Origin of the sequence: Methylobacter marinus A45, from assembly GCF_000383855.1 — a bacterium.
Taxonomy (GTDB): domain Bacteria; phylum Pseudomonadota; class Gammaproteobacteria; order Methylococcales; family Methylomonadaceae; genus Methylobacter; species Methylobacter marinus.
On the sequence record NZ_KB912877.1, the window covers coordinates 1,315,339 to 1,342,287 of the forward strand.

Sequence of the window (26,949 nt, forward strand, 5' to 3'; positions counted from 1 at the left end):
AAGCGAAGGGGCAAGGCTTGCGCTCAATAAAACCTGTAATAGATTGATAGACTCTACCTCTGACTCATCACATAAAAAACCCGCTCTCCAGGCACATTCTGCCTGAAGAGCGGGTTTCTGAATAAAGAACCGAGATATAACGATTATTTATGCATGATACTGATGCCTTTCAATAGTGTTAGCGCCTCGTGCAACGCATAATCCTTGAGGTCCAGGGCATCTTTATCTTTATCCATCTGCTGGGCGTCTTTTTTTGCATCATCTCGCTTATTGCCATTCGACAAATGATGTGACAAATCTGACTCCTTAACAGGTGTGAATTCCGATTTATCCAATGATTCCAGCTTGACACGAGCTAAGGTGATGTCCGGCTCAATGCCCTCGGCTTGTATGGATCTCCCTGAAGGCGTGTAATACCGGGCAGTAGTTAACTTAACCGCTGCACCATTACTTGTCGGCAATATAGTCTGAACCGATCCCTTGCCAAACGATTTCTCGCCTATAATCACGGCTCGTTTTTGGTCCTGCAATGCCCCAGCCACAATTTCCGAAGCCGATGCCGAGCCGGCATTAATCAGGACAACAATCGGCGCACCATCAACCACATCATCCGGAGACGCGTTGAATCGCATTTCAGAATTTTCAATGCGCCCTTCGGTATAAACAATAAGCCCGCTTTTAATGAATGCATCACTCACTTCCACTGCCGCATTTAATACACCACCGGGGTTATTTCTTAAATCCAGCACCAGTCCTTTTAAATTACCCGCATTTTCCTTTTTCAACTCGGCAATAGCTTCCTTGAGACTTTCTCCGGTTCTGGACTGAAAACTACTGATGCGCACATAGCCATAATCTTTTTCCAGTATACGGCTTTTTACGCTTTTAACTTTTATTATGTCTCTGACTATGGTTAATTTCAGAGGAGCTTCTTCTCCTTCTCGCACAACTGTGAGCAAAATTTTGCTACCCGGTTCGCCCCGCATGATTTTAACCGCATCATTTAAAGACATGCCTTTTACAGGCTGATCGTCAAGCCGGACAATTAGGTCCCCGCTCTTTATGCCCGCTCTTTGCGCAGGCGTATCATCAATCGGCGAAACTACTTTAACAAAACCGTTTTCCATGGTTACTTCTATGCCCAGGCCACCAAACTGCCCCGTAGTACCTTCCTTTAATTCCTGATACTCTTCTGCAATTAAATAAGCAGAATGGGGGTCAAGTCCTGTCAGCATACCTCTAATAGCATCTTCCAGTAATTTTTTATCTGAAACAGGCTCTACATAATCCCGCTTGATCCGGCCAAAAATTTCTGTAAATGTCCGCAAATCTTCAAAGGGCAGCGTTTCTGAATCAGTTATGACCTCTCCATTGTCCCGATCAGCAAAGACACTGCCACAGGTGCCTACAAAAACACCCAGCATAATGCCCAGGAACAAAATAAAAATACTTTTCTTTTTTAGCATGTATCTTAAAACCCCGAATACGATTTCCTAAAATATTGTCTAATGACTAACCAACATGATCCTGGCTTACTTTCCGGCACCACTCAAGAGGATCGACCGGCTTGCCTTGCCTGCGTATTCCAAAATATAACCCAGGCTGGCTACGCCCGCCACTTTGTCCTACGGAAGCAATAACTTCCCCTGCCTCTACCCATTCACCAACTCGCTTGTAAAGACTCTGATTAAAGGCATACAGGGACATATATCCCTTACCATGATCAATAATCGTCAACAAACCATAACCTCGGAGCCATTCCGCATAGACCACTTCGCCTCTAGTAACAGCATGTATTTCGGCTCCTTCTTGAGCATCAATCAATACACCATCCCAAAGGGCTTCCGAACGTGGACTACCAAACTTCTGCGCCAGTCTTCCCTCAACAGGCCAAGGCAATCGGCCTTTAAGCGTAGAAAAATCCGCCTTAGTTTTGTCATCATCCTTGTCTTTACCAAGAGTCCGAAGACCGTCTTTATCCGTGACCGACTCTGCCGACTCGGTTTCAAAAGCAAAATTACCGGAACTTCCATTCTGCAATGAGGCAATCAGAGCCATTAGCTCATTTTCGCTGTCTTTTAAGCTACTCAATCGCTGTTCATTTGAGGAAAAGTCCCGATCTAATTGTGCCAGCACTTCGCTTCTCTGCTTTCTGACACTAGCCAATGCTAATTGCTCTGCCTTCTTTTGTTCCAGGTTTTGCTCTAAAAGTTCAGTTTCTTGCAGTTTTTGTTTATCTAATTGCCCCAAATGGCTCATAGCATCTTCAATATCAGCCAGTCTCCTTAAGCGTGCCTTATTAAGATAATTGTAATATACCATCATCCGACTTGATAAGGCGGGATCTTGCTGATTGAGCATTAGCTTCAACTTTTCCTTTCGCCCCATTGCATAAGCCGCTTTTATCTGGCTAGCCAATTCTTGATTATGTTTTCTCACCTCATCTTGATAGTGCTGTATTTCCGTTTGAGTCTTGCTTAGATTCTGCCGCTTCTGGTTAATTTGTTCTTGCAAATCTTTCAATAGAGCAACAGTTTTGCCATATTTTTTTTCAATGCCTGCCAACTGAGCAGTTAACGCATCTTTTTTCTGCTGGATACGCTCCATATTTTGTTCAACGGATTTAATATCCGACCGAATTTCTCCCAGCTCCTTACTTTTTTGCGAGACACCAGCAATACCCTGATTTATAAATGCACCCAGCAAAAAACAAAAAACTATCTTTTTTCTCATTCAAAGACTAAACAGATCCAATAAGCGATCTACCGGTCATTTCAATCGGTTGTTCAATACCTAAAATCGCCAACATGGTTGGTGCCAGATCAGACAATCCGCCACCCGAAGCTAATGGTTTGTCGCCGCCGACATAAACCAGGGGCACCGGATTTGTGGTATGCGCGGTATGAGGCTGCCCTGTTTCTTTATCAATCATCTGCTCAATATTGCCATGATCGGCGGTCAACAACAGACGTCCGTCCACTTTCAGCAACGCATCGACTATTCGCTGCAATGAGGCATCCACTGCCTCCACTGCCCTGACGGCGGCATCAATCACACCGGTGTGACCCACCATATCGCAATTCGCATAGTTACAGATAATAACATCGTATTTCCCGCCAGTGATGGCATCGACTAAATGGTCGGTCACCGCCCCAGCACTCATTTCAGGCTGCAGGTTATATGTTCTGACTTTAGGAGAAGGGACCAATATTCTGTCTTCGCCGGGAAAAGGCGTGTCTATGCCGCCGTTTATGAAAAAAGTAACATGGGCATATTTTTCGGTTTCTGCCAGCCTTAACTGAGTCATGCCCAGATTGGACAACACTTCTCCCAAACCATTTTTTATATCAAGCGCGGGAAAAGCCACATCATAATCAAAGTCCTGATGATATTCGGTTAAAGTGGCAAAATACCCTTTGTGGGGCTCTTGAGCTCTGTCAAAGGCTTCGAAATGTGTTTCCGTTAATGCCCGACAGATCTCACGTGCGCGATCCGCACGAAAATTCATAAAAACAATCGAATCCTCGGGATCCAGAACCACGGCTTGATGTTCGGCATCCCAAATAGCGGTCGGAGACACAAACTCATCAGTTTCCTCTCTGTTATAAGCGGCCTCCAAGCCTTCCATTGCCGAATCAGCATAAAAGCTTGCTTCTCCTTTCGCGATTAAATCATAAGCACATTTTATGCGTTCCCACCGATTGTCTCTGTCCATGGCATAAAATCGCCCGGTAATTGAAGCTATACGGCCCACACCTACTTCAGCAAATTTCGATTCCAGTAATTGCAGCGATGACATGGCACTCTTAGGCGGAACATCCCGTCCATCCAGGAATGCATGCATATAGATTTTGCTCAAGCCGCGTCTGGCAGCCAATTCAACCATCGCTACAATCTGCTCTTCATGGCTGTGTACGCCGCCAGGCGATAACAACCCCAGAATATGCAAAGCCTTGTTTGACTCTTTGGCCTTATCAACGGCTCGACAAAGTACAGAATTTGAAAAAAAACTACCGTCTTTTATGGCATTATTGACTAAAGATAAATCCTGTGGAACATACCGACCGCTTCCTATATGAAGATGACCGACCTCCGAATTTCCCATTTGACCGTCAGGCAACCCCACTACATTGCCGGAGCAATTCAACAACGTCATAGGATAATCGCGCTGCAAAGCATCCCAACAAGGCGTATTAGCCATTGCAATCGCATTATATTCTTTGTCCTGCGAGTAGCCGAACCCGTCAAGGATCAGCAACACCAAAGGCTTTGGCCGATTTAACATTCTCTGTTTATCTCCGTACATTAAAGCAAAACTCACATCGATTAATCACGCTTAGAGCAGACATTCGCAAATAGGTTGTTTTAATTCTTCATTACCCAAAATGATTGAAAATAAGGTATCATTTTGTTAGATTTACTGGCTTTTTGTATTTGACAACGAAGCAAAAAATCGTAAGCAAGTCGTTATTATAGTAATACACGTTAACAATAGTTGTGTATAAATAATTCTTCGTGGGTTCTTTTTTTAGAATTAGACTCAGCAACCCGGTAACTTTAAGCAGTCCTATGGAAACTAAAGACGAGTACATTTTATATAATGACCCCGACATAATCAAAGCGGCACGTTGCCTTAAGGCGATGTCGCATCCATTGCGTCTAAAAATATTATGCGTGCTTGGTACGAACTCGGTCAGTGTTCAGGATATTGTAGAACAGGTAGGGACAAGCCAGAGTAATATTTCCCAACATCTGGCAATTCTTCGGGAAAAAAACATTCTCGGCCATAAAAAGGAAGCTAATCGCGTTTATTACTACATTGACGATGAGCGAATGCTGCAACTTATCAAAATGATGCAGGACGTCTTCTGTTCTTCATAAACTGATTTACTTATCATTAATATACTCAACACACCTCAATCCATGGACCGCATCTTAGAATTCATTTTAAATCATTACATCTTATCCCTCGCCCTGGCAGTGGTGACATTTTTATTGATACAAGAACTGCTTGATACGGCATTCAAAAAGTTCAAGCCCATTTCGCCTTTATTAGCGGTTGCTAAAATGAATGGTAGCGAGACTGTCATCATTGACGTGCGTGAACCGAATGAATTTAATCAAAGCCATATAGAAAACGCTATCAACTCACCTTTAAGTAAATTACCGGAACAACTGGGAAAACTGGAACCTTACAAGAAAAAACCTGTACTGATAGCCTGCCAGACCGGTACGCGAGCAGCCTCTGCCGCTAAAATATTAACCAAGGCAGGATTTGAACAAATCTTCGTTATCACCGGAGGCATGCAATCCTGGGAAGATGACTATAAGCTACCGATAAAAGCATCCGGCAAGAATAAAGCTACCGCATGATTTCGCGGCGGTCGCTTAACAGTCCTATAAATTCCACGACTATCCTTACCAACTTAAATTTATAATTTCTCATGGCCGAAGAAAACAAAACCGTAGAAAAACAATTCTCCATTCAAAAAATTTACACCAAGGATATTTCCTTCGAGACCCCAAATTCCCCTAAAGTCTTTATCGAAAAATGGGAACCTTCCGTCGACTTCAACCTGAGCACCCATGTTGAACCTTTAGAAAATTCACTTTATGAAGTAGCGCTTACCATTACAATCACTGTCAAAAGCGGTGACACAACAGCGTATCTTGTTGAAGTCAATCAGGCTGGCATTTTCGCTTTAAACGGTTTTGACGATCAGGAAATGGGACCGATGGTTGGCAGCTTCTGCCCCAACATTCTTTTTCCTTATGCCCGGGAAGTCGTTTCCGACCTCGTTACAAAAGGTGGCTTTCCGCAGCTGCTTCTAGCACCGGTAAACTTTGACGCTTTATACGCACAACATCTGCAACACGCACAAAATCAAGCACCTAGCTCTGAAGCCGTCAATTAAACCGAATATGAATAAAAAAATATCTGTTCTGGGCGCAGGCTCCTGGGGAACCGCGCTCGCGATCCTGGCCGCCAGAAACGGCTGTCCAACATTGCTATGGGGACACAATCCAGACCATATCGCGACTCTGGCACGAGACCGACAAAATAGACGCTATCTGCCTGATGCAGCTTTTCCTGAAAGCCTTGCCGTGACATCAGATTTGGCGGAAGTTGCTGCATTCAGCAATTTGATACTGGTTGCCGTACCGAGCCACGCCTTTAAAGATACGCTGATAAAACTCAAGCCTTATGTTTCCGATGAGGTAAAAATTGCCTGGGCAACGAAAGGATTTAACCCTCAAACTGGCGCCTTGCTTCACGAGATAGTAGCCGAAGTCTTTTCTACCCAAACACCCGCGGCCGCCATTTCAGGCCCATCCTTTGCTCGTGAAGTTGCAGCCGAATTGCCTACAGCAATCACGATCGCCTCATCTCAGCCGGATTTTGCCAGTCAATTAGCGGATATCCTGCATAGCGGGCGCTTCCGGGCCTATACCAGTTCCGATCTGATCGGCGTCGAAGTAGGCGGTGCAGTGAAAAATGTCTTGGCTATTGCCACCGGCATTGCTGATGGACTCGGCTTCGGCGCCAACACACGGGCGGCCTTGATTACAAGAGGCCTTACCGAAGTAATTCGCCTAGGAATCAAACTTGGGGGAAAACAGGAAACCTTCATGGGACTGGCTGGCCTGGGGGATCTTATTCTAACCAGCACCGACAACCAGTCCAGAAACCGGCGTTTTGGCTTAGCGTTAGGCCAGGGTAAGGACAGAACGGCGGCAACTCAGGAAATCGGCCAAGAAATCGAGGGGGTTTCAGCCGCCAAGGAAACCTTCCTGCTGGCTCAAAAATATGGCATAGAGATGCCTATTACGGAACAGACCTATAAGGTTTTATATGAGGGCTTGGCACCCTTGACCGCTGTACAAAACCTGCTGGCACGCGAACAGAAACCCGAATCCTAATATCGTATTGAAAACATTAGGAAATGAGAAAGCCCTACAAGGAAGTAGGTGCGCTATGTTGGTAAATCTGCCTCCATGGACATGTATAAGCCCTGAAAACCCTATACAAATCATCGCCATTTCAACGATTTGAAATCACCGCGCCTTATGTGGCGTTTATCTGATAATACTCTTCGTGATGCGGAGACCTTACCAGAACCCCACACCCTGCTATTTTATTAGTGCCCCTGAAAAAGATAACTGTCTCCAGGCCTCGTACAGGACAATTGAAACAGTGTTGGACAAATTCAGACTCCGGCTCTCCGCTTTCATAGGCAAACACAAACGTCTGTCGGGAACAAGCTCAGTTAAAACAGCATCAGGCAATCCTCTTGTCTCAGGGCCGAACAAAAAAGCATCATGAGGCTGAAAAGCCACTTCACTGTACTGTTTCCGCCCTTTGGTTGTCAGCGCAAATAATCGCTGAGGCTCGACGCTATCCATAAAGGCAGCTAATGAAACGTGCACTTTGACATCAACCCATTCGTGGTAATCAAGTCCTGCCCGCCGCAATTTCTTGTCGCTCAACTCAAAGCCCAGGGGCTCAATCAAATGCAGTTGAACACCGGTATTCGCGCATAAGCGAATAATGTTACCGGTATTCGCAGGAATTTCCGGTTCATACAGAACGATATGGAACATGTTAATCTTGATTATTGATATTGACCGGCGTCAGCTTCCAAATATCGTTATTGTAATCGGCGATCGTCCTATCGGTGGAAAACTTACCACTGGCTGCGCAGTTCAGGATGCTCATGCGGGTCCAATGATCTTTATCGCGATAAGCCTCTTCCACATGATTCTGTGCATTAACATAGCTGCGGAAATCGGCAATGGTCATCCAGGGATCGTGAGGGCTTTTTACCGACGCAATAATATCGTCAAAGATATTCGGCTCGAACTGATTAAAATGCCCAGACTCCAGCAGGTTCATGACTCGTTGCAGATCCTCATCCTGATGGATGATCGAAACAGGATCATAATGGCGGCTCAATTCTTCAACCTGTTCCTCTGTCAAGCCAAATAAAAAGAAGTTATCATGCCCGACATAAAAAGAAGTTATCATGCCCGACCTCTTCCCTAATTTCGATATTGGCCCCATCCAGCGTACCAATCGTTAAAGCACCGTTCATCATGAACTTCATATTTCCGGTGCCGGAAGCTTCCTTGCCGGCTGTTGAAATCTGTTCTGAAAGGTCCGCGCCCGGGCAAATTTTTTCCATGGCCGAGACCCGGTAATTAGGCATGAAGATCAGTTTCAATTTATTGCCGATATCGGGATCGCTATTGATGACATGCGCGACATTGTTGATCAGCTTAATAATTTTTTTCGCCATATAATAACCCGGCGCGGCTTTACCGCCAATCAGCACACAGCGGTTGGTCCAGTCTGCCGTGTCGCCGCGTTTAATGCGGTCATACAGATGTATAACATGAAGCACATTCAGCAATTGGCGCTTATATTCATGAATGCGCTTTACCTGCACATCAAATAAGGCATCTGCATCCAGGTCCAGATCCTGCTCCAGATCCACATCATGTTCCTGTTTCTTGTATTCGATGAGCCTTTTCTTGGCATTTTGCCGCATTTGATACCAACGCTCGCGGAAAGCCTTATCGTCGGCGAGTGGCTTGAGATTTTTCAATAAAGACAAATCGGTCAACCAGCCATCGCCTATGGCTTCAGTGATCAATTGCGCCAGTTCCGGATTGCACGCCGCCAACCAACGGCGAGGGGTTACGCCATTGGTTTTATTATTGAATTTCCCCGGCCAAAGTTCATAAAAGTCTCGAAACAGACCTTGTTGCAACAACTTTGAGTGCAACTCGGCAACGCCGTTGACTGAATAACTGCCAACTATCGCCAGATAGGCCATCCTGACCTGTTGTTCTGGACCTTCTTCAATCAAAGACATACGCGCCAAGCGGTCTTTATCGCCGGGCCAGTGAGCCGATACTTCCGCCAGAAAATGGGCATTGATATCAAAAATGATCTCCATTAATCTGGGCAACAACTGCTTGAACAGACTGACCGGCCATCGTTCCAGGGCTTCCGGCAGCAGCGTGTGATTAGTATAGGCCATGGTATTGCGGGTAATATTCCAGGCATCGTTCCAGTTCAACCCATACATATCTATCAGTAGGCGCATCAATTCGGCGACCGATATACTCGGATGCGTATCGTTTAACTGAAAACAGTTTTTCGCTGCGAATTCGGAAAAATCATTGCCGTGCCGCCCAACCCAATTGGCAATCACATCCTGTAAACTTGCCGAAGCCAGCAGGTATTGCTGCCGCAAGCGCAAAGCCTTGCCGTTTTCATTGGCATCGTTCGGATACAGCACCATGGTTATATTTTCAGCGGTGTTCTTGGCAGCAACTGACTCGGCATAATCACCGGCATTAAATTCCTGCAAATCAAACTCTTCCGTTGCGGTTGCCTTCCATAAACGCAATGTATTCACTGTGCCATTGCGATATCCCGGTATCGGCGTGTCGAACGGAACAGCCAATATATCGTGCGTGTCGACCCAAGAGACTTTTTTATTTCCATGCTCATCAATATGCGTCTCCGTGCGGCCGCCAAATTTGATGCGATGCGTATATTCTGGACGCTCAATCTCCCAGACATTGCCGTTACGCAACCAATGATCCGGTTTTTCCACCTGTTCACCATTAACGATGTCTTGGGAGAACATGCCATATTCATAACGCAAACCATATCCGGTCACAGGCAATTGCAAAGTTGCACAACTATCGATAAAACAGGCCGCAAGTCGTCCCAGGCCACCATTGCCGAGACCCGCATCAGGCTCGCTATCAATTAACTCCTCGAGTTCCAGCCCCAACTCATGCATGGATTGCTCTATGACATCGTTGATGCCCAGATTCAGCATGGCATTGCTTAATGTCCGCCCCATTAGGAATTCCATAGACAAATAGAACGCTCTTTTGCAATCCTCTTCCCTATAAGCGTTATAAGTCTTCTTCCAGCGTTCGATGAGCCGGTCACTGACGACCATGGCCAGCGCTTCATAGGCATAATGCGGTGACCTGCAATTTTCGTCTCGACCGAGTCGGTGTCCATAATAATGTTTAAAATCGGCCACTAAGTGTTCTTCATCCATTCCTAAACCTGGAAGTGTAGTAATTGCGGAGTTGGGTTTACTTTTTTTGAAACTGCTATGCGGCATAATATTTAATAATGGAAGAGTTTATATGAAATTGATGTTACCTATTAAACACATCATGATCAAGCCCCAGCCCCCAGGGCATGGTTACCTCAGATATTTCCAGATTAATAATGTCCCGATGCTTTATTTAAGAAAAAAGGCTGAAGAAATAACTAACATGTCATTCGGTTTCTTCAGCCTTTTTTAACTGATGGCAGGTGATTTTATCCACCTGATTAACTTAATTTACCATGGCATTGCTTATACTTCTTGCCTGACCCGCAAGGGCAAGGGTCATTGCGCCCGACTTTATTGCCAGCACGGATAAAAGGCTGCGCGGTCTGTTCTTCTGCGGGAGCCGCTTCTGGCTGCTCCTTATTTTCCAGGGCCGAAGCCTCGGCATGTTCAAAATGCATTTCCTTGGGCGCCTGCATTTGCTCATCGATTGCCTGTACATCTTCTTCCTGCCGCACCTGAACTTTCGCCAAAATCGTAATAACTTCGTACTTGATATGGTCCAGTAAATCGGTAAACATCTGAAAAGCTTCACGCTTGTATTCCTGCTTGGGATCTTTTTGCGCATATCCCCTGAAATGGATACCCTGACGCAAATAGTCCATGGCAGCCAAATGTTCTTTCCAGCTGTTATCCAGAACCTGCAGCATGACTGATTTTTCAAAATGCTGTAAGACTTCCTTGGAGATCTGTTGTTCCTTATCCTTATGGTTTTGTTCCAGAATTTCAACAATACGATTACGCAGACCTTCCTCTTGTAGCGAATGATCCTCATCGAGCATTTTGCCTACCGGAATTTCAACATTGAACTCCTGGCGCAAATGATCTTCCAGACCTTCTATGTCCCATTGCTCTTCCATGGTTTTGGGCGGGATATACTGCGTAATGACATTGTTAACGACATCTCTGCGTATCGCAGAAATAATGTCCGAAACATTTTCCGCCGCCATCAATTCATTACGTTGCTCATAGATCACCTTACGCTGATCATTGGCGACATCGTCATAAGCAAGGATTTCCTTACGGATATCGAAGTTGCGTCCTTCAACCTTGCGCTGGGCGTTTTCGATCGAGCGTGTTACCCACGGGTGCTCAATCGCTTCTCCGTCGCCCATGCCCAGTTTCTGCATCAGACTTGCTACGCGTTCGGAAGCAAAAATACGCATCAGATCATCTTCCAGCGACAGATAAAAACGCGTTGATCCCGGATCGCCTTGACGACCGGAACGACCTCTTAGCTGATTGTCGATACGCCGTGACTCATGACGCTCTGAACCGATTACATGCAAGCCGCCGCTGGCAATGACTTGTTCATGCCGATCCAGCCAGGCACCTCGTACTTTCTCTTTCTCTTCCTCAGCCGCATCTTCACCCAAAGCGGCCAATTCCGCCTCCAAGTTACCGCCTAGCACGATGTCGGTTCCGCGGCCAGCCATGTTAGTTGCAATCGTGACAGCTCTGGGAAGGCCGGCCTGCGCGACGATGTGCGCTTCGCGTTCATGCTGTTTGGCATTCAGCACTTCATGCTTGATACCCTGCTGCTTCAGCAATGCCGACAGCCGCTCCGAATTCTCAATCGAAGTCGTACCGACCAAGACCGGCTGGCCGCGCTCGACACAAGATTTAATATCCTGCGCCACAGCGATATATTTCTCACGCGCCGTCAGATAAACCAAATCACCTAAATCTTTACGAATCATTGGCCTATGGGTTGGTACCACGACCACTTCAAGGCCGTAAATCTTATTCAGCTCGAACGCTTCGGTATCGGCCGTACCGGTCATACCTGAAAGCTTATGGTACAAGCGGAAATAATTCTGGAATGTAATCGAGGCCAGCGTCTGGTTTTCATTCTGGATCGTGACATGCTCTTTCGCCTCAATCGCTTGATGCAGACCTTCAGACCAGCGCCGGCCCGGCATGATACGGCCAGTGAACTCATCAACGATGATGACTTCATTGTTAGCGACAATGTAATCGACATCTTTTTGAAACAACACATGCGCGCGCAACGACGCATTCAGATAATGCATCAGGCGGATGTTGGCCGCATCGTAAAGGCTGCTGCCCTCGGCCATCAAACCATGCTCGACCATCAAGCGCTCCACTCTTTCATGACCTTCTTCGGTCAAATAGATCTGGCGCACTTTTTCATCGACCGTATAATCGCCTTTCTGGCCGTCTTTTTCCTGCTTGGTCAGGAAAGGGACGATCTCATTGGCTTTAATATAAAATTCGGTACTTTCCTCGGTAGGCCCGGAAATGATCAGCGGCGTTCTTGCCTCATCGATCAAAATCGAATCTACCTCGTCGATAATGGCAAAATGCAGATCACGCTGAACTTTTTGTTCCAGGCTGAAAGCCATATTATCGCGCAGATAGTCGAAACCGAACTCGTTATTGGTGCCATAGGTAATATCAGATGCATATGCCTGCCGCCGTTGATGGCTATCCATCTGGCTGACGATAACACCGGTCGTCAAACCCAAAAAACCGTACAGCCGCCCCATCCAGTCCGAGTCGCGCTTGGCCAGATAATCATTGACGGTCACGACATGCACACCGCGCCCCGGCAATGCATTCAAATAAGCCGCCAGAGTCGCCATCAGGGTTTTCCCCTCGCCGGTTTTCATTTCAGCGATTTTGCCGTCATGCAGAATCATACCGCCGATCAGTTGCACGTCAAAATGACGCATGCCAAAGACGCGTGTAGACGCTTCTCTGACCGTTGCGAAAGCTTCCGGAATCAGGCTATCGAGTTTTTCATCCTGCGCCAGACGATCACGAAACTCCTGCGTTTTTGCCTTTAAGGCTTCATCAGATAATTTTTCGTATTCGGAAGCTAATGCATTGATCTTTTTGACCAACTTCCTTTTCTTGTTTACAAGCCTGTCATTACGGCTTCCTACAACTAATCTAACCAGCTTACCGAGCATATTTTCTTTCCGGTGAATTTAGTAAAAATTGAATCAAAATGTGAGATTATATACTGTCTATTTCATTAGTTACAGATAAAACACCTTTAACTATGGGATGAAACGCTTGAATATCAATAGGGATCATTTACAAATCAATTTTACCGATAGCCCTCACCCCTTGTAACCAAAGCGCAGACAGAAAAACGCCGGAGACGTGCATCCACGTCTATCAGATCAACAGACTTACCGTATAAATCAGGTAAAATACACACATAATCTGATCCCATTAGCCTGAAAAACCAAACGGAAATACCAGCCATGTTCTGGACTTGTTAAGCTGTCAATCATTTAAGTCCAGACTGAACACACTCTTTCGATTATTTTATTTGCACCAATACCTATGAAAATCAGCTTTATCGCCTCACATGGCGGATCTTCTGCCAAACACATCATCGCCGCCATGAAGCAAAAAGTACTTGCCGCTGAATTGGGTGTGGTCATCACCAACAATTCCAATTCGGAAATATTGCGCTGGTGCCAGGAACAACAAATCCCCGTACATCTGATCAATGCCAAAACCCATCCCGATCCGGAAAGTGAGGACCGGGCGATCATGCATGCACTGCTTGAGGCGCAAACCGATCTTGTCGTGCTATCGGGTTATATGAAAAAAATCGGCCCACATACACTGACACGTTTCAACGGCCATATCCTGAACATACACCCTGCCCTGTTGCCGAAACACGGTGGCCAAGGCCTTTATGGCGACCGCGTTCACGAAGCGGTACTGAAATCGGGCGATAAGGTTTCCGGCGCCTCCGTACACCTCATCAATGACCGCTATGACGAAGGCCCCGTCCTCAACCAGAGTCATGTGCCGGTTTTCCCCGACGACACGATCGCATCCTTACGAGCAAGAGTACAAGCCACGGAGGGAGATCTCTATTTGGAAACGCTCAAGAATATCATTGAAGGAACTTTATGATGCCGCCAGGTAAAACATTGATCGGAAATATCACCCTGGCTTTTCTGATTACCGGCTACGCTGGCCTAATACTGCCCGGCTGTGAAAATGGATCGGTCTTGACAGAAAAAGACGCGTTTATTAAATCACAAGCCCTGGATGATAATACCGAGAGTGGATCAATTAACGCCCAAAGCCTTACTGACTTAGCCGTCTTGTCTGAGGCTTTCGATCATCAATACAGCAACATTCAAGTCAGGCAGACCGGCACGATTATAAAAATACTGCCTGACGATACCAACGGTTCCCGGCACCAGCGTTTCATCGTACGGTTGAATTCCGGCCAGTCCGTGTTGATCGCGCACAATATCGATCTAGCGCCCAGAGTCGAGGGCATAAAAGAAGGATCGACCATCAGTTTTCATGGCGAATATGAGTGGAACAGCAAGGGAGGCGTCATACACTGGACGCATCATGATCCGCAAGGACAGCATGAGCATGGATGGCTAATCTATGACGGCAGGAGGTATGATTAGCTTGCCTCGCTTGAATAGGCAAGACATGAAAAAAGCCGTAGCAGTTTTTGACTGCTACGGCTTTTGCAATTAGATGACGGATACTTCTTCCGCTTGCGGACCTTTTTGGCCTTGAGTAACAGTAAACTGTACCTTTTGACCTTCATCAAGGGATTTAAAGCCGGAGCCGTTAATGTTACGGAAGTGAACAAACACATCAGGACCGTTTTCTTGTTGAATAAAGCCGAAGCCTTTCTCGGAGTTAAACCACTTAACGGTACCGGTAGTCATGGAAGCCATATTGCAATCCTATAAAAATAATGAGTAATTTTAAAGCCTGTTAAGGCCAATGGAGCTGGGAAATGAAGAATTACTTAATGATAAACAGGACGAGCAATTACAAAGAACTTCGTGAAGATAAGCATGCGGTAAATCGTATTTCGAGCTGGGTGTCATTCTATATTGGCATTCTGGACATGTCAATCTAATAAACCTGGCATTTCCGTTAATGCCAATGCCGATGACGACAAAACAGCATTTTTCTGAATAAGCCCTTGCGATAACCATGCCTCGCAAGCAAGCCGCCAGTCAGCCCTCTGCCGCATCTTCTTCGTATTCCTGCAGGTTTACCCGACATTGCGCTGCCTGCCGCCAAAAATCGGGCGCCGGATTATGCAGTAACTGAGCAGCAAACTGACAGGCCTGCATTAAACGACTCTCGGCTTTCGCACTCAATCCGGAGCCGAGCTCAAACTGCTCCGCTTTGATACTCAACAGAAAACACGGTGGCGGTGTTTGTTTCTTTACCGTCTGATAAACAGCCAAAACCGCGGACGGACTCATCGCGTGCGTGCTATAGCTTTTATCTCTGCCGGGACTTAACTCGGCAAAATCGAACGGTCCCGCACAGGATACGGACGCATCGACAAATAAAACCAAGGCCCTGCCCTCAAGGTCCAGCGCATGTTCAATCTGCAGCTGAAAATCGGACAACAGGTCGATATTGCCTAAGTTCAAGTGAGATTCCACGAACTCTAGTAGCAATGGCCCTAAGGCATCATCACCGCGACTGAGATTGCCATAGCCAAACAGCAGTATGGAATTAACCTCCGAGGTCATGCTCAATCGCACCATCGCCGTGTTTAATGAGTCTATCGATCAGCCTGCCTTCCACGTCGACCAATTCAAGCTGCAACGGCATTTTTCCCACGGCATGTGTCGCGCAGGACAAACAGGGATCATAAGCGCGGATGGCGACTTCCAGGTTGTTCAATAGCGGCTCGGTCAACTCCCGCCCCGACAAGTACTCCGCCGCAACCTGCCGCACGGACTCATTCATCGCCATGTTATTGCTGGTCGTCGAGACGATCAAATTCGCTTTCGTAACAATGTCGTTTTCATCAACCTGATAATGATGAAATAAGGTACCGCGCGGCGCCTCGATCACGCCGACACCTTCATAGCGCTTCTCGCCCTGCGCGACCAGATCATGACCCATGACTTCAGGATCGTTGAGCAGTTCCTTGATACTTTCGGCGCAATGCAGGGCCTCGATCAAACGCGCCCAATGAAAAGCCAATGTGCTATGCACCATGGCTTCACCGCCATGCGCCTTGAATTCCAGGCGCTCGACTTCCGCCATCGGCGTAGCGATATAATCGCAATTATTGATACGCGCCAGGGGGCCGACGCGATACCAGCCCGTCTCCTTGCCCAGCGACAGCAGGTAGGGAAACTTCATATAACTCCATGAACGTACTTCTTCATGGATATAGTCGTTGTATCGGCAATAATCGACATGATCCACGATAGTTTCACCTTGATCATTTTTGGCCCGCAGGCCGCCGTGGTACAACTCCAGCGCCCCATCAGCACTGGTCAGGCCGAGATAATTACTGCGTATAGTGGCAAATTCATCATAATACGGCAGGTTGGAGCCATGTATTTTCTTAACCAGTTCCACGGCGCCGGCCGCCCAGGCGATGATTTGATCGACATCCGACAGCAAATAGTCGCGTTCTGACTGAGTCAGCGCCTTGTTCATGCCGCCGGCGACAGCTCCCGTACCATGTATGCGCTTGCCGCAAATCATGCGGATGACTTCCTGACCGTATTTGCGCAGCTTGACGCCCTGAAGGCCGATGTCAGGATAATCATTCAACACGGCTATGATATTGCGTTTATTGATGTCGCTCTCGAAACCGAACAGCAGATCCGGACTGGACAGATGAAAAAAATGCAAGGCATGGGATTGCAGAACCTGTCCGAAATGCAGCAGACGTCTCAGCTTGTTTGCGGCGGACGGTAGATTTTCCGGCTCTATGCCGACTAACTGATCAATTGCCTTGCCGGCGGCTAGATGATGGCTGACCGGGCAAATGCCACACAGTCGCTGCACGATAACCGGCAATTCCCAGTAAGGCCGCCCCTGTATGAAGCGTTCAAAACCACGGAATTCAACGATGTGCAGCCGCGCCTGTCTGACTTGATTGTCCTGATCCAGCAATAACGTGATTTTGCCGTGCCCTTCGACGCGCGAGATAGGATCAACGGCGACGCGCCTCAAATTTTCCGTAGTTTCAGCCGTTTCTAAATAGTCGTACATAGACTTCTCGCAAGTAACTAATCGTAATGAATCAGCTCATAAGGCAGCGCCGGCTCGCGCCCTTCCAGCAAATCGGTCAGAAATGTCCAGAATACATCAGCCACCGGCGGGCAGCCCGGCAAAAAATAGTCTATCTTGACCACTTCATGCACGGGATATACCTTATCCAATAATAGCGGCAATTCAGGATCGCTGGGGATCTGCGGATTTTCAATGCCGATCCCGTCCAGATAAGACTCGCCCAGACATTCCTCCAGCGGAATATAGTTCCTGTATCCGGGCAGGCCGCCGTTAATGGCGCAAGCCCCGACGGCCACCAGAAATTTGCAGTGCTTGCGGAATTCACGCAGGGTATGAACGTTTTCCGAATTGCAGACCCCGCCTTCTATCAGGCCAATGTCACATGCCTCGCAGTGCTTTATGTCGGTGATCGGCGACCGGTCGAACGCAACCCGATCGGCCAACTGCAACAATCGCTCATCGATATCGAGCAGCGACATATGGCAGCCGAAACAGCCCGCCAGCGACACGGTTGCCACTCTGATTTTATCGGTCATGATCGCCCTGCTCCTGTTCCAGGCTGGTTTCGGAGATATCCTTGTGATCAAACAACCGCTCGCCGATAGGCTGGGTAAAGCCGGTACGCTTGATCAAAATAGCCCCGGTTGGACAGATATGCGCGGCCTGATCGCTGACATCCAGATCGGTATCTTTTAACAGCCCGCTATCAGCATTGAAAATCAGCCGCTTGTTGATGCCGCGGCCGCTGATGGCAAACACGTCCTTGCCGTCTTTATGGCTGGCGCGCACGCACAGTGTGCAGAAAATACACCGGTTTTGATCGACCAACACATCGGGATGCGACGCATCGAGTTCGCGCGGGGCAAAAAAATGCAGGAAATGGTTGTCGAGCATGTTCAGATAATATCCGATTGCCTGTAATTGGCAATTGCCGCTTTTTTCGCAGCCCGGACATAAATGATTGCCTTCCACGAACAGCATTTGCGTGATTCTGCGCCGGTCGTCATTCAGCTCCTTGCTATTATTGAGGATCTCCTGTCCGTCCATGGCCGGGAATGTGCAAGCCGAACAAGCCCGGCCGTTCACAATGACTGTGCACAATTTGCAACTGCCGTGTGGCGCAAATTCGGGATGATGGCATAAATGCGGAATATAGATGCCCGCGGCGGCCGCGGCTTCCATGATGGTCTGACCATCCTCGAAGGGGATTGAATCGCCGTCAATCGTAATTGTTTTACTCATGATCACCCACCTGAGATAAATGCGCACCGGCATCGTCGCGTTGCGCCAGACGCCTGGCTATATCGAGTGCACCATCCAGATCAAATCCCGGTTCATAACTGATTTTCTTCAATTTGCCTTGGTACAATTCGGGATAGCGTTCCAACGTCGTTAACACCGGATTGGCGGCCGTTTGTCCCAAGCCGCAATGGCTGTAGTTTTTGATCAACTGACACAGTTCCTCAAGCGCCGCGACATCACCAGCCGAGCCGTGCCCCTCGTAAATTTTATCGACCTGCTTCCTTAACAACGAAGTGCCGACCCGGCAAGGCGTACAGAACCCGCAGCTTTCGTGCGCGAAGAAGTGCGTGAAGTTATGGACGATATCGAAAATATTGCGGTTTTCGTTAAAGACAATCACCGATCCGCCGGTCGCCAGATCCTCGAATGCCAGCTTGCGGTCGAATTCCTGACTGGAAATGAACGTGCCGGAAGGCCCGCCCATTTGCACGCCCAACACATCCGTTGCGCCGCAATCATTTAACAGTGTCTGTACAGTGGTGCCGAACGCGTATTCGTAGATCCCGGGCCTGGCACAGTCGCCGCTGATGCTGAGTATTTTAGTGCCCGATGATTTTTCCGTTCCAACCTTTGCAAACCAGTCGGCACCATTGACAGCAATCGCGCTCGCAGCAAGAAATGTCTCGACATTGTTGACCACAGTCGGCTTGCCAAGATATCCCTGCGTCACGGGATAAGGCGGGCGGTTGCGCGGAATTCCCGCCTTGCCTTCCAGCGATTCGATCAACGCCGATTCTTCGCCGCAAATATAGGCGCCGGCGCCGAGGTAGATGTCAATATCGAAATCCAGCCCTTCCCTGAGAATATTGACACCGAGTAAACCGGCTTGTCTGCGTTGATCCAGGATGCCTTGCAACTGCTCATAAAGATGCAGATACTCGCCGCGCAAATACAGGAAGCCCCGCTTGGCGCCTATAATGGCCGCGCACAAGGTCATGCCCTCGAAAACCTGATGGGCAAACGAATTTAACAGCACCCTGTCCTTGAATGTGCCAGGCTCACCTTCATCGGCATTGCAAACGACATAACGCTCGTTCTGTGCTTCGTCGGCGCAAAATCCCCATTTCATGGCGGTCTTGAAACCCGCCCCGCCTCGGCCTCTTAGCCCCGATCGCTCAATTTCCGTCAGCGTCGCCTTCAGCCCCCGCTTAAAGGCCGACCTGAGGGCCTCTCCAGGCACCATGGACTGCTTCAACAACAGTCCCGGCCTGACTATATTATCCTCCACTTGGAACAAGTCAGCCGGCCATGCCGCCAGAGGCTCTCGCCGTTCGATCAAATCGGCAATCAGGTCAATACGAGCCCGATCCAGACGGGTTAAGGCATAACCATTAACCAGGCCGGCGGGACCTTGGTCGCACATGCCGGTGCATGAGGTATTGTCGAGACTGACCAAGCCGTCCTCCCGAACCGCCCCGACCGCCACATTCAGTCTGGCGGCAAGATAATCCGTAAGATTTTTCTTGTCATGCATGTTATCGGTAATGCAATCGCTGATCAGCAGCTCGTATTGCCCCTTGGGCGTCAAATGCAAAAAGCTGTAGAATTCGACCACGCTGATAATTCTGGTCCGGGGAATAGCCAAAAGCCCGGACAACTGTTCTATTGCCTGTTCCGGGATATAATGGTAGCAGGATTGGATCTCTCGCAGAATTTGGAGCAACTGCTTTGCTTGATGATTGTTCTTTTCCGCGAGATCCTGAATGAATTGTTTCATTTTATCCGCCTGGCTGGGTCTTTACGTGTGGAAAGAATGAACTCCTTTGCGTACGCACTATATGCCAATCTTTTAAATAATCCAACCATTCGGTAAAAATACCCGTTCGAGTCGCCATGGCAAAAAAACCCGTCACATTTAAATCAACCCTAGCATTTCCGAACCGGGCTATTGCTCATTTTTACAGCCGGATTGAACAGCAACGCCAGATCCTGCAATATATCCGGGCGGTGTTACCGGAAGCGCTGGCAAAACAGGCGCGCTACTGTGTAATAAACGATAAAAAATTACTGATTTATACGGATTCCGCTGCTTGGGCATCACAATTACGCTTTTATAGCAAGGCTATCCTTGCCGCTATCGCGCCAATAGCACGTGAATCTGTCACAATTATGCAGGTTAAAATCTTTACCGAGCAAAAAAGCCCTGACAAGCAACCTGTAAGGAAAGTGAATATTCCATCACCGGAAAAGATAGAAATCATCCGGAAGCAGGGTCTTAATGCTCCGGATGATCATTTGAAACAAGCGTTGCTAAAGTTGAGCGCAACGTTGCGGCGACTCTCCGGCGATGCCGGATAGTCAGAAAGCGGTTTTACGCGGCAGATCGCGGCGATTGCGCGGAACGCATAAAGGAAATCGGCGCGTCTTCCTCTTCGTCAAACGTAACCATTTCCCACGCATCCTTATCATTTAATAAAGTACGCAGTAATTTATTGTTCAGTCCGTGCCCGGATTTATAACCGGTAAAGGCGCCGATCAAACTATGCCCCAGGAGATACAGGTCGCCTATGGCATCAAGAATTTTATGTTTGACAAACTCATCTGCATAACGCAGACCATCTTCATTGAGTACCTTATCGTCATCCACCACGATTGCATTATCAAGACTGCCTCCCAGAGCCAGATTATTTTGCCGGAGCATGTCGATATCCTTCATGAAACCGAATGTTCTAGCCCGGCTTACTTCCTTCACAAAAGTAGTCGACGAAAAATCCATGGTCGCGGTTTTGACATGGTCTGCAAAAGCCGGGTGCTCGAAATCAATGGTAAATGTCACCTTGAAGCCTTCAAATGGTTCAAAAGCAGCCCATTTATCACCATCTTCGACCCTGATTGCACGTTTAATGCGAATATATTGCTTAGGGCTATCCTGCTCATCAACTCCGGCTGACTGCAGCAAAAACACAAAAGGACCGGCACTTCCGTCCATAATGGGAACTTCAGCAGCACTGACATCGACGATCGCATTGTCAATGCCCAACCCGGCAAATGCCGATAGCAGATGTTCTATGGTTGAAATCTTTACATTACCTGCAACCAGCGTTGTCGAAAGCATGGTTTCGCCAACATTTTCAGGTGACGCATCGATGACAATCGGTTCGTCTAAATCAACGCGGCGAAATTTAATACCCGTATTCGGTTCAGCAGGGCGTAAAGTCAAATACACTTTATCGCCCGTATGCAGCCCTACGCCTGTAGCCCTGATTGTATTTTTTAAAGTTCGCTGTTTAATCATAAAATAAAGAACGCCGAATTGAGAGGCAAAAAAACAGGAATTCTAACACAATCAGAGCCAAAAAAAGAGATCAAGTCGTCTTCCTCTAAACCAGTAGTCGGTCATTATAATCATGACGGGTAAACTGTAGGTGCGAATTCACTTGCACTGCGCGCGTATACCCTCATGGACATAAGTAAATCCGTACCACACTTAATTTTACTCATTAAAACAAAATTACCAGTGCACTAGTCGGCCTGACGTCTTAGAAAAGCCGGGATATCCAGATAATCCAGATCAATATCTTTTTTAGGCTGTGCTCCGAATCGGGTTTCCCTGTTTTCAGGTCTGTTTTGGCGCATTACCGTCGGTTTATCGAGCACGCCGTAATCAACTTCACCAGCCGCTGCCTTCTGTACAAGTTTAACCGGTGACTTAGTCGCTGGCATCGCCATTCCCATGCCTGTGGCAACAACAGTGACTTTAATTTCATCGCCTAACTCAGGGTCAATAGCGGTACCAATCTTGATAATCGCATCTTCCGAGGCAAATTCATGAACAATATTACCAACTTCATCAAACTCTGCAATGCCCATATCGGCAGCGGAAATATTGACCAGAATACCACGAGCGCCTTGTAAGTTGATATCTTCCAGCAAGGGGCAAGCGATCGCTTTTTCGGCCGCTTCGCGGGCGCGATGCTCTCCTGTTGCCGACCCGGTGCCCATGATCGCCGCTCCCATTCCCGCCATGACGGTTCTGACATCGGCAAAGTCCACGTTAATCATGCCGGGATGCACAATGAGTTCGGTAATGCCTTGCACCGCATCCAATAATACGCCATTAGCCGCTTTAAATGCATTCACTAATGAAACGCTGCTGCCCAGCACCCGTAATAATTTCTGATTAGGAATGGTTATCAGCGAATCGACATATTGCTCAAGCTCGGCAATGCCTTTTTCTGCCACAGCCAGTTTTTTCTTGCCTTCAAACAAAAACGGCTTGGTCACTACCGCCACGGTCAGAATACCCATTTCCCTGGCAATTTCCGCAATAACAGGAATCGCACCCGTACCAGTACCGCCCCCCATGCCGGCAGTCAGAAACAGCATGTCCGCACCTTCTATCACCTCTTTAATGCGTTCTTTATTTTCCTCCGCCGCTTGTTTTCCGATTTCAGGATTGGTGCCAGCGCCCAGCCCCTTGGTCAGTTCAACACCTAATTGAATAATCGTACCGATATTTAATCTTCGCAAAGCCTGCGCATCGGTATTTGCACAGATAAACTCTACACCGTCAATATGGCTGTCGACCATATGATTAACCGCATTACCGCCGCCGCCACCGACACCAATAACCTTAATGACGGCTGTTTCGGTACACATGTCCATTAATTCATATTTCATTTTCGCTGCCCCTTAAATATAACCCTACGAATTATTAAAAATTACCTTGAAACCAATTTTTCATTTTTAAAAACAATCCGGCCCCTTCAGAATCAATGATTCTGTCGCCGCCCTGGTGTTCTTTTCCATACATTAATAAGCCAACCCCCGTAGAATGAATTGGATTTTTCACAACTTCGGTTAACCCGGTCACATTCTGCGGAATACCCATGCGAACCGGCATATGGAAAATTTCTTCAGCCAATTCGATCAGTCCCATCACTTTTGAACTGCCACCAGTCACTACGATCCCGGCCGCAATCAATTCTTCATAGCCGCTGCGCCTTAGCTCCGCCTGCACCAGCAATATCAGCTCTTCATAGCGCGGCTCTATAATCTCGGCCAGATTTTGCGTCGAAATCTTGCGTGGCGCCCTATCGCCGATACTCGGCACTTCAATGACGCCGTCAACGCTGGCCAATTGCGTTAATGCACAGGCATATTTTTGTTTGATTTCTTCCGCATTCAACGTCGGTGTACGCAAGGCAACAGCTATATCATTGGTGACCTGATCGCCGGCGATTGGAATGACAGACGTATGTTTGATCGCGCCATCGACAAAAATGGCAATATCCGTGGTCCCGCCACCGATATCAATCAAGCAGACGCCCAGTTCCTTTTCGTCTTCGGTCAGTACCGAATTGCATGACGCCAACTGCTCAAGCACAATATCATCGACATCAAGCCCACAGCGACGAATACATTTGATTATATTCTGCGCGGCGCTGACACTGCCCGTCACCATATGGACTTTTGCCTCCAGGCGTATACCCGACATGCCGATAGGCTCTTTTATACCTTCCTGAAGATCGATAACGAATTCCTGCGGCAGAATATGCAAGATCTTCTGATCAGCCGGAATAGCGACTGCACGAGCAGAATCAATGACCCGATCTATATCATACTGAGTCACCTCCTTATCCTTGATCGCTACGATGCCGTGAGAGTTAAGGCTTCTGATATGGCTGCCGGCAATACCTGCAAAAACCGACCGGATCTGACATCCCGCCATTAATTCAGCCTCTTCCACGGCTCTCTGAATTGATTGCACGGTTGATTCCAGATTAACGACCACACCTTTTTTAAGTCCACGCGATGCTGTTGAGCCGATGCCTATGACTTCTATTTTGTTCTCACTCGTAAGCTCACCTACAATAGCCGCGACTTTTGAAGTTCCGATGTCCAGTCCGACTATTAAATTACGCTCTGTTTTTTTCGCCATTTTTGTTTACTCTGTGTCGCCTTCTCTAATTGCCCATCTGTTTAATTTTCGGGGTTTGCAATTTTTTCCAGTCAATTTCAGCAGTTCCGGGCTTCCATGAAACCCCGTAGCCATTGGGATATCTCAAATCGACTATAGCCATCGCATCAATCTGTTCTTGTCCTAATACCGTCAGCGTCTTCAAGAAACGCTGTAATTTTTCTAACGGCTCGTTGCGTCCCAGCAGTATTTCCATACCCGTCGCCAGCTTGATTTTCCATGACCACCGGTCATCAATGCTGAACTCCGCCAATTCCATGGATTGGTCCGCTAAAGCTGTTTTAACGCCCTTCATTATTTCCAAGACTTTCCCATGCTGCTGATCTGGACCTACAAGCAGAGGCAACGTCTGGAATTGATCTATATTTTTCGGGGCAAATAACTCGCCTCTCTCAGTCAACAGGCTTTGCTGTCCCCAACGTACATAAGGTTTTTTCTCATGCACCTTTATATCAATCGCATCAGGCCAGACCCGTTTGACTGCCGCGGATTGCACCCACGGCAGTTGCGCGACGGCTTCATGTATCGCCTGCATATCCGCCGCAAAGAAACTGGTCATGACCAGCGGCCGCAGCGCTGTTTTTATTTCATCCTTGCCAAGGTATTGAAATACGCCCTCGATCCTGACATATTTGATGGGCATCGCGCCGGAGCCATAGCTTTTAACTCCCTGCCCACACAGCCAGATCAATCCGATTAATAATATGGCGCCCAGGATTTTTACTGCCTGCCTGTCCATTAGCCGATACTGGTTTCCAATATCCGCCAGACCAATTCATCGAAATCAATACCGGCCTGTTTGGCCGCCATTGGCACCAGACTATGATCCGTCATGCCCGGCACGGTATTAATCTCAATTAATTGATACTGGCCGTTGTCATCAACAAATACATCGAGTCTCGCCCACCCCTTAACGCCCAGCACTTCACTGGCTTTTACCGCCAGATTCCGCAATTGCAACTCTTCGGCCTCATTCAGGCCGCATGGACAATGATACTGCGTCGTTGTCGCCTGGTATTTTGCTTCGTAATCATAAAATACATGCGGTGTTTCCAGGCGAATCACCGGCAGCGCTTCGCCATTCAATACGCCAACCGTATATTCCCGGCCCGTTACCCAGGACTCTGCGTAGACATCGCAGCGAAAATCCGCCGCGGTTTTTAATGCCCTCCGCAGTTCATCAGGATTGGCCGCCTTGCTCATGCCTATACTGGAGCCTTCCTGGGCCGGCTTGACGATAACCGGGAAGCCCAGCTTTGCCGCACAGTTATCCAGGTCATTTTCATCTTTCAACAAAAACCATTCAGGCGTGGCTAATCCATAACCCTGCCAGCATAGTTTGGTTCGGAGCTTATCCATGCTCAATGCGGAGGCCATAACACCGCTGCCGGTATAGGGAATCCCCATCACTTCCAGAACAGCCTGAAGCACGCCGTCTTCACCGCCCCGGCCATGAATAATATTGAATACCCTGTCAATCTTCCGCCCGCCCAGGGCTTCTATAGGACTGCCCGTAACATCGATGGCGACGGCATCAACACCTTTGCGCTTTAATGCTTCGTATACAGCGGCGCCGCTTTTCAGCGAGACCTCCCTTTCAGCGGCCGACCCGCCCATCAATACGGCAACCCGCCCGAATTCTTGCGGATCTGTAATCCTCACAGGCTTCATAGTGCCACGCCTACCATACAAACTTCAGTCTGCAATTCAACCCCCTGACTTTCCTTTACCTTAATCTGAATATAATTAATTAGTTCTTCGATGTCGGCAGCCGTCGCCGTGCCGAGATTTATAATAAAATTCGCATGTTTTTCCGATACCCGAGCGCCGCCGATGGCATATCCTTTCAAACCTGCCTGCTCTATCAGCCTTGCCGCATGATCGCCTTCCGGATTTTTAAACACCGACCCGCAGCTCGGCTGGTTGGTCGGCTGCGATTTGGCCCGTTTTTCCAACAAACCTTTTATCCGCTGCAGGCTCTCTGCCGTATCGCCTTGCCGCAATGTCAATTGCGCCGCCAGAAACCATTCGTCGTCAAAGCCTTTGACGGACCTGTATTTAATCTCGAAATCCCGAGGAACTCGGACATTGACCTGACCCGACGCATTTAGCATGTCAACATTTTTTACGATCGCCCAGGTTTCGCCGCCAAAAGCGCCGGCGTTCATTTTCAAAGCACCGCCCATCGTCCCCGGTATACCCGCCAGAAACTCCGCACCGATGAGTCCGTGCTCCGCACAAAAGCGCGCCACATGCGCGCACGGAACGCCGGCTTCCACATAAACCGTCCCGTCCAGAGCCAGTTTCATTTCTTTTAGCCGGCTTTTGGTATTAATGACCGTACCGCGTATGCCGCCATCCCTGATTAATAAATTACTGCCCAGCCCCATCCAGAATATCGGCTCGGCAGGAGCCCCGCTTGAACCGGATAGCGCAGTTATAAAATCGATCAAGTCCTGCCGGTCATCAGGTATGTATAACCGATCGGCCGGCCCGCCGACTCGCCAACTGGTGTATTTCGCCAGCTTTTCATGGTTCAACAGGCAACCTTTCATC

24 protein-coding genes and 1 pseudogene are annotated in these 26,949 nt (G+C 48.0%); 7 read left to right on the plus strand and 18 right to left on the minus strand.

Annotation, left to right across the window (positions count from 1 at the left end; translation table 11 throughout):
• Positions 1-143: 143 nt before the first annotated feature.
• The 3 genes from METMA_RS0105990 to gpmI are packed head-to-tail and all read right to left on the minus strand — an operon-like array spanning position 144 to position 4,285.
• The gene (locus METMA_RS0105990; protein ID WP_020158166.1) at positions 144-1,466 is read right to left on the minus strand and encodes a S41 family peptidase; all 1,323 of its coding nucleotides are present in this window, start codon (positions 1,464-1,466) and stop codon (positions 144-146) included.
• A gap of 46 nt (positions 1,467-1,512) precedes the next feature.
• Positions 1,513-2,733, minus strand: coding sequence for a murein hydrolase activator EnvC family protein (locus METMA_RS0105995; protein WP_020158167.1), 1,221 nt, complete (start codon positions 2,731-2,733; stop codon positions 1,513-1,515).
• 7 nt (positions 2,734-2,740) lie between these two features.
• Positions 2,741-4,285, minus strand: a complete 1,545-nt coding sequence (gpmI, locus tag METMA_RS0106000; RefSeq protein WP_020158168.1) for a 2,3-bisphosphoglycerate-independent phosphoglycerate mutase — start codon at positions 4,283-4,285, stop codon at positions 2,741-2,743.
• 284 nt (positions 4,286-4,569) lie between these two features.
• Here gpmI and METMA_RS0106005 point away from each other — a divergent pair, with 284 nt between their 5' ends.
• From METMA_RS0106005 to METMA_RS0106020, 4 genes are all read left to right on the plus strand, one after another.
• Positions 4,570-4,881, plus strand: a complete 312-nt coding sequence (locus METMA_RS0106005; RefSeq protein WP_020158169.1) for an ArsR/SmtB family transcription factor — start codon at positions 4,570-4,572, stop codon at positions 4,879-4,881.
• A 42-nt stretch (positions 4,882-4,923) separates the two neighbouring features.
• A complete protein-coding gene (locus METMA_RS0106010; protein ID WP_020158170.1) occupies positions 4,924-5,373 on the plus strand; it encodes a rhodanese-like domain-containing protein in 450 nt (149 codons plus the stop codon).
• 71 nt (positions 5,374-5,444) lie between these two features.
• Positions 5,445-5,915: a protein-export chaperone SecB gene (gene secB / locus METMA_RS0106015; RefSeq protein ID WP_020158171.1), complete on the plus strand. Its 471-nt coding sequence runs from the start codon at positions 5,445-5,447 to the stop codon at positions 5,913-5,915.
• 7 nt (positions 5,916-5,922) lie between these two features.
• The gene (locus tag METMA_RS0106020) at positions 5,923-6,921 is read left to right on the plus strand and encodes an NAD(P)H-dependent glycerol-3-phosphate dehydrogenase (protein ID WP_020158172.1); all 999 of its coding nucleotides are present in this window, start codon (positions 5,923-5,925) and stop codon (positions 6,919-6,921) included.
• A 210-nt stretch (positions 6,922-7,131) separates the two neighbouring features.
• Here the strand turns inward: METMA_RS0106020 and trmL are convergent, their stop codons facing one another.
• From trmL to secA, 3 genes and pseudogenes are all read right to left on the minus strand, one after another.
• Positions 7,132-7,602, minus strand: coding sequence for a tRNA (uridine(34)/cytosine(34)/5-carboxymethylaminomethyluridine(34)-2'-O)-methyltransferase TrmL (gene trmL / locus METMA_RS0106025; protein WP_020158173.1), 471 nt, complete (start codon positions 7,600-7,602; stop codon positions 7,132-7,134).
• A gap of 1 nt (position 7,603) precedes the next feature.
• Positions 7,604-10,154: pseudogene (locus METMA_RS24065) on the minus strand (glycogen/starch/alpha-glucan phosphorylase).
• 215 nt (positions 10,155-10,369) lie between these two features.
• A complete protein-coding gene (gene secA, locus METMA_RS0106040) occupies positions 10,370-13,084 on the minus strand; it encodes a preprotein translocase subunit SecA (RefSeq protein WP_027147077.1) in 2,715 nt (904 codons plus the stop codon).
• 382 nt (positions 13,085-13,466) lie between these two features.
• On the opposite strand from secA, the gene purN reads away from it, so the two are divergent.
• Together purN and METMA_RS24070 are read left to right on the plus strand one after the other, a co-directional pair.
• A complete protein-coding gene (gene purN, locus METMA_RS0106045) occupies positions 13,467-14,051 on the plus strand; it encodes a phosphoribosylglycinamide formyltransferase (protein WP_020158176.1) in 585 nt (194 codons plus the stop codon).
• A gap of 17 nt (positions 14,052-14,068) precedes the next feature.
• Positions 14,069-14,566 (plus strand): DUF3465 domain-containing protein, encoded by a 498-nt coding sequence (locus tag METMA_RS24070; protein ID WP_232216329.1) that lies wholly within the window; start codon positions 14,069-14,071, stop codon positions 14,564-14,566.
• Positions 14,567-14,635: 69 nt separating this feature from the next.
• On the opposite strand, the gene METMA_RS0106055 is transcribed toward METMA_RS24070, so the two are convergent.
• From METMA_RS0106055 to METMA_RS0106080, 6 genes are all read right to left on the minus strand, one after another.
• Positions 14,636-14,836, minus strand: a complete 201-nt coding sequence (locus METMA_RS0106055; protein ID WP_027147079.1) for a cold-shock protein — start codon at positions 14,834-14,836, stop codon at positions 14,636-14,638.
• Positions 14,837-15,133: 297 nt separating this feature from the next.
• Complete coding sequence (locus METMA_RS0106060) at positions 15,134-15,664, minus strand: hydrogenase maturation protease (protein ID WP_020158179.1); 531 nt, start codon at positions 15,662-15,664, stop codon at positions 15,134-15,136.
• The gene (locus tag METMA_RS0106065; RefSeq protein WP_020158180.1) at positions 15,648-17,150 is read right to left on the minus strand and encodes a Ni/Fe hydrogenase subunit alpha; all 1,503 of its coding nucleotides are present in this window, start codon (positions 17,148-17,150) and stop codon (positions 15,648-15,650) included. The genes METMA_RS0106060 and METMA_RS0106065 overlap by 17 nt, the downstream gene beginning before the upstream one ends.
• 17 nt (positions 17,151-17,167) lie before the next feature.
• Positions 17,168-17,707: an NADH-quinone oxidoreductase subunit B family protein gene (locus METMA_RS0106070; protein ID WP_020158181.1), complete on the minus strand. Its 540-nt coding sequence runs from the start codon at positions 17,705-17,707 to the stop codon at positions 17,168-17,170.
• Positions 17,697-18,413 (minus strand): 2Fe-2S iron-sulfur cluster-binding protein, encoded by a 717-nt coding sequence (locus METMA_RS0106075; RefSeq protein ID WP_020158182.1) that lies wholly within the window; start codon positions 18,411-18,413, stop codon positions 17,697-17,699. The genes METMA_RS0106070 and METMA_RS0106075 overlap by 11 nt, the downstream gene beginning before the upstream one ends.
• Positions 18,406-20,190, minus strand: coding sequence for an NAD(P)H-dependent oxidoreductase subunit E (locus METMA_RS0106080; RefSeq protein ID WP_020158183.1), 1,785 nt, complete (start codon positions 20,188-20,190; stop codon positions 18,406-18,408). The genes METMA_RS0106075 and METMA_RS0106080 overlap by 8 nt, the downstream gene beginning before the upstream one ends.
• Before the next feature lie 116 nt (positions 20,191-20,306).
• Here METMA_RS0106080 and METMA_RS0106085 point away from each other — a divergent pair, with 116 nt between their 5' ends.
• On the plus strand, positions 20,307-20,771 hold the full coding sequence (locus tag METMA_RS0106085; RefSeq protein ID WP_020158184.1) for a DciA family protein: 465 nt from the start codon (positions 20,307-20,309) through the stop codon (positions 20,769-20,771).
• Between the two features lie 13 nt (positions 20,772-20,784).
• Here METMA_RS0106085 and lpxC read toward each other — a convergent pair whose 3' ends face one another.
• The 6 genes from lpxC to murB all read right to left on the minus strand — a co-directional run bounded on the left by lpxC (position 20,785) and on the right by murB (position 26,948).
• The gene (gene lpxC, locus METMA_RS0106090; protein ID WP_020158185.1) at positions 20,785-21,708 is read right to left on the minus strand and encodes a UDP-3-O-acyl-N-acetylglucosamine deacetylase; all 924 of its coding nucleotides are present in this window, start codon (positions 21,706-21,708) and stop codon (positions 20,785-20,787) included.
• A gap of 227 nt (positions 21,709-21,935) precedes the next feature.
• The gene (gene ftsZ, locus METMA_RS0106095; RefSeq protein WP_020158186.1) at positions 21,936-23,093 is read right to left on the minus strand and encodes a cell division protein FtsZ; all 1,158 of its coding nucleotides are present in this window, start codon (positions 23,091-23,093) and stop codon (positions 21,936-21,938) included.
• 34 nt (positions 23,094-23,127) lie between these two features.
• Positions 23,128-24,354: a cell division protein FtsA gene (ftsA, locus tag METMA_RS0106100; protein WP_020158187.1), complete on the minus strand. Its 1,227-nt coding sequence runs from the start codon at positions 24,352-24,354 to the stop codon at positions 23,128-23,130.
• A gap of 25 nt (positions 24,355-24,379) precedes the next feature.
• Positions 24,380-25,132 carry a cell division protein FtsQ/DivIB gene (locus METMA_RS0106105; protein WP_020158188.1) on the minus strand — a complete coding sequence of 251 codons (753 nt, stop codon included), beginning with the start codon at positions 25,130-25,132 and terminating at the stop codon, positions 24,380-24,382.
• Entirely contained in the window at positions 25,132-26,064 is a 933-nt protein-coding gene (locus METMA_RS0106110; protein WP_020158189.1) for a D-alanine--D-alanine ligase, read from the minus strand. Before METMA_RS0106110 ends, METMA_RS0106105 begins: the two co-directional genes overlap by 1 nt.
• Complete coding sequence (murB, locus tag METMA_RS0106115) at positions 26,061-26,948, minus strand: UDP-N-acetylmuramate dehydrogenase (RefSeq protein WP_020158190.1); 888 nt, start codon at positions 26,946-26,948, stop codon at positions 26,061-26,063. The genes METMA_RS0106110 and murB overlap by 4 nt, the downstream gene beginning before the upstream one ends.
• Between the last annotated feature and the right edge of the window lies 1 nt (position 26,949).

What these genes read in the sequence shown, in the direction of transcription:
- METMA_RS0106060 (WP_020158179.1), bottom strand. Translation starts at nt 15,664, where the DNA reads ATGACCTCGGAGGTTAATTCCATACTGCTGTTTGGCTATGGCAATCTC.
- METMA_RS0106005 (WP_020158169.1), top strand. Translation starts at nt 4,570, where the DNA reads ATGGAAACTAAAGACGAGTACATTTTATATAATGACCCCGACATAATC.
- secB (WP_020158171.1), top strand. Translation starts at nt 5,445, where the DNA reads ATGGCCGAAGAAAACAAAACCGTAGAAAAACAATTCTCCATTCAAAAA.
- secA (WP_027147077.1), bottom strand. Translation starts at nt 13,084, where the DNA reads ATGCTCGGTAAGCTGGTTAGATTAGTTGTAGGAAGCCGTAATGACAGG.
- METMA_RS0106055 (WP_027147079.1), bottom strand. Translation starts at nt 14,836, where the DNA reads ATGACTACCGGTACCGTTAAGTGGTTTAACTCCGAGAAAGGCTTCGGC.
- METMA_RS0106075 (WP_020158182.1), bottom strand. Translation starts at nt 18,413, where the DNA reads ATGAGTAAAACAATTACGATTGACGGCGATTCAATCCCCTTCGAGGAT.
- METMA_RS0105990 (WP_020158166.1), bottom strand. Translation starts at nt 1,466, where the DNA reads ATGCTAAAAAAGAAAAGTATTTTTATTTTGTTCCTGGGCATTATGCTG.
- ftsA (WP_020158187.1), bottom strand. Translation starts at nt 24,354, where the DNA reads ATGGCGAAAAAAACAGAGCGTAATTTAATAGTCGGACTGGACATCGGA.
- METMA_RS0106110 (WP_020158189.1), bottom strand. Translation starts at nt 26,064, where the DNA reads ATGAAGCCTGTGAGGATTACAGATCCGCAAGAATTCGGGCGGGTTGCC.
- lpxC (WP_020158185.1), bottom strand. Translation starts at nt 21,708, where the DNA reads ATGATTAAACAGCGAACTTTAAAAAATACAATCAGGGCTACAGGCGTA.
- METMA_RS0105995 (WP_020158167.1), bottom strand. Translation starts at nt 2,733, where the DNA reads ATGAGAAAAAAGATAGTTTTTTGTTTTTTGCTGGGTGCATTTATAAAT.
- METMA_RS0106010 (WP_020158170.1), top strand. Translation starts at nt 4,924, where the DNA reads ATGGACCGCATCTTAGAATTCATTTTAAATCATTACATCTTATCCCTC.
- murB (WP_020158190.1), bottom strand. Translation starts at nt 26,948, where the DNA reads ATGAAAGGTTGCCTGTTGAACCATGAAAAGCTGGCGAAATACACCAGT.
- METMA_RS0106065 (WP_020158180.1), bottom strand. Translation starts at nt 17,150, where the DNA reads ATGTACGACTATTTAGAAACGGCTGAAACTACGGAAAATTTGAGGCGC.
- METMA_RS0106080 (WP_020158183.1), bottom strand. Translation starts at nt 20,190, where the DNA reads ATGAAACAATTCATTCAGGATCTCGCGGAAAAGAACAATCATCAAGCA.
- METMA_RS0106105 (WP_020158188.1), bottom strand. Translation starts at nt 25,132, where the DNA reads ATGGACAGGCAGGCAGTAAAAATCCTGGGCGCCATATTATTAATCGGA.
- gpmI (WP_020158168.1), bottom strand. Translation starts at nt 4,285, where the DNA reads ATGTTAAATCGGCCAAAGCCTTTGGTGTTGCTGATCCTTGACGGGTTC.
- ftsZ (WP_020158186.1), bottom strand. Translation starts at nt 23,093, where the DNA reads ATGAAATATGAATTAATGGACATGTGTACCGAAACAGCCGTCATTAAG.
- trmL (WP_020158173.1), bottom strand. Translation starts at nt 7,602, where the DNA reads ATGTTCCATATCGTTCTGTATGAACCGGAAATTCCTGCGAATACCGGT.
- METMA_RS0106070 (WP_020158181.1), bottom strand. Translation starts at nt 17,707, where the DNA reads ATGACCGATAAAATCAGAGTGGCAACCGTGTCGCTGGCGGGCTGTTTC.
- METMA_RS0106020 (WP_020158172.1), top strand. Translation starts at nt 5,923, where the DNA reads ATGAATAAAAAAATATCTGTTCTGGGCGCAGGCTCCTGGGGAACCGCG.
- purN (WP_020158176.1), top strand. Translation starts at nt 13,467, where the DNA reads ATGAAAATCAGCTTTATCGCCTCACATGGCGGATCTTCTGCCAAACAC.
- METMA_RS0106085 (WP_020158184.1), top strand. Translation starts at nt 20,307, where the DNA reads ATGGCAAAAAAACCCGTCACATTTAAATCAACCCTAGCATTTCCGAAC.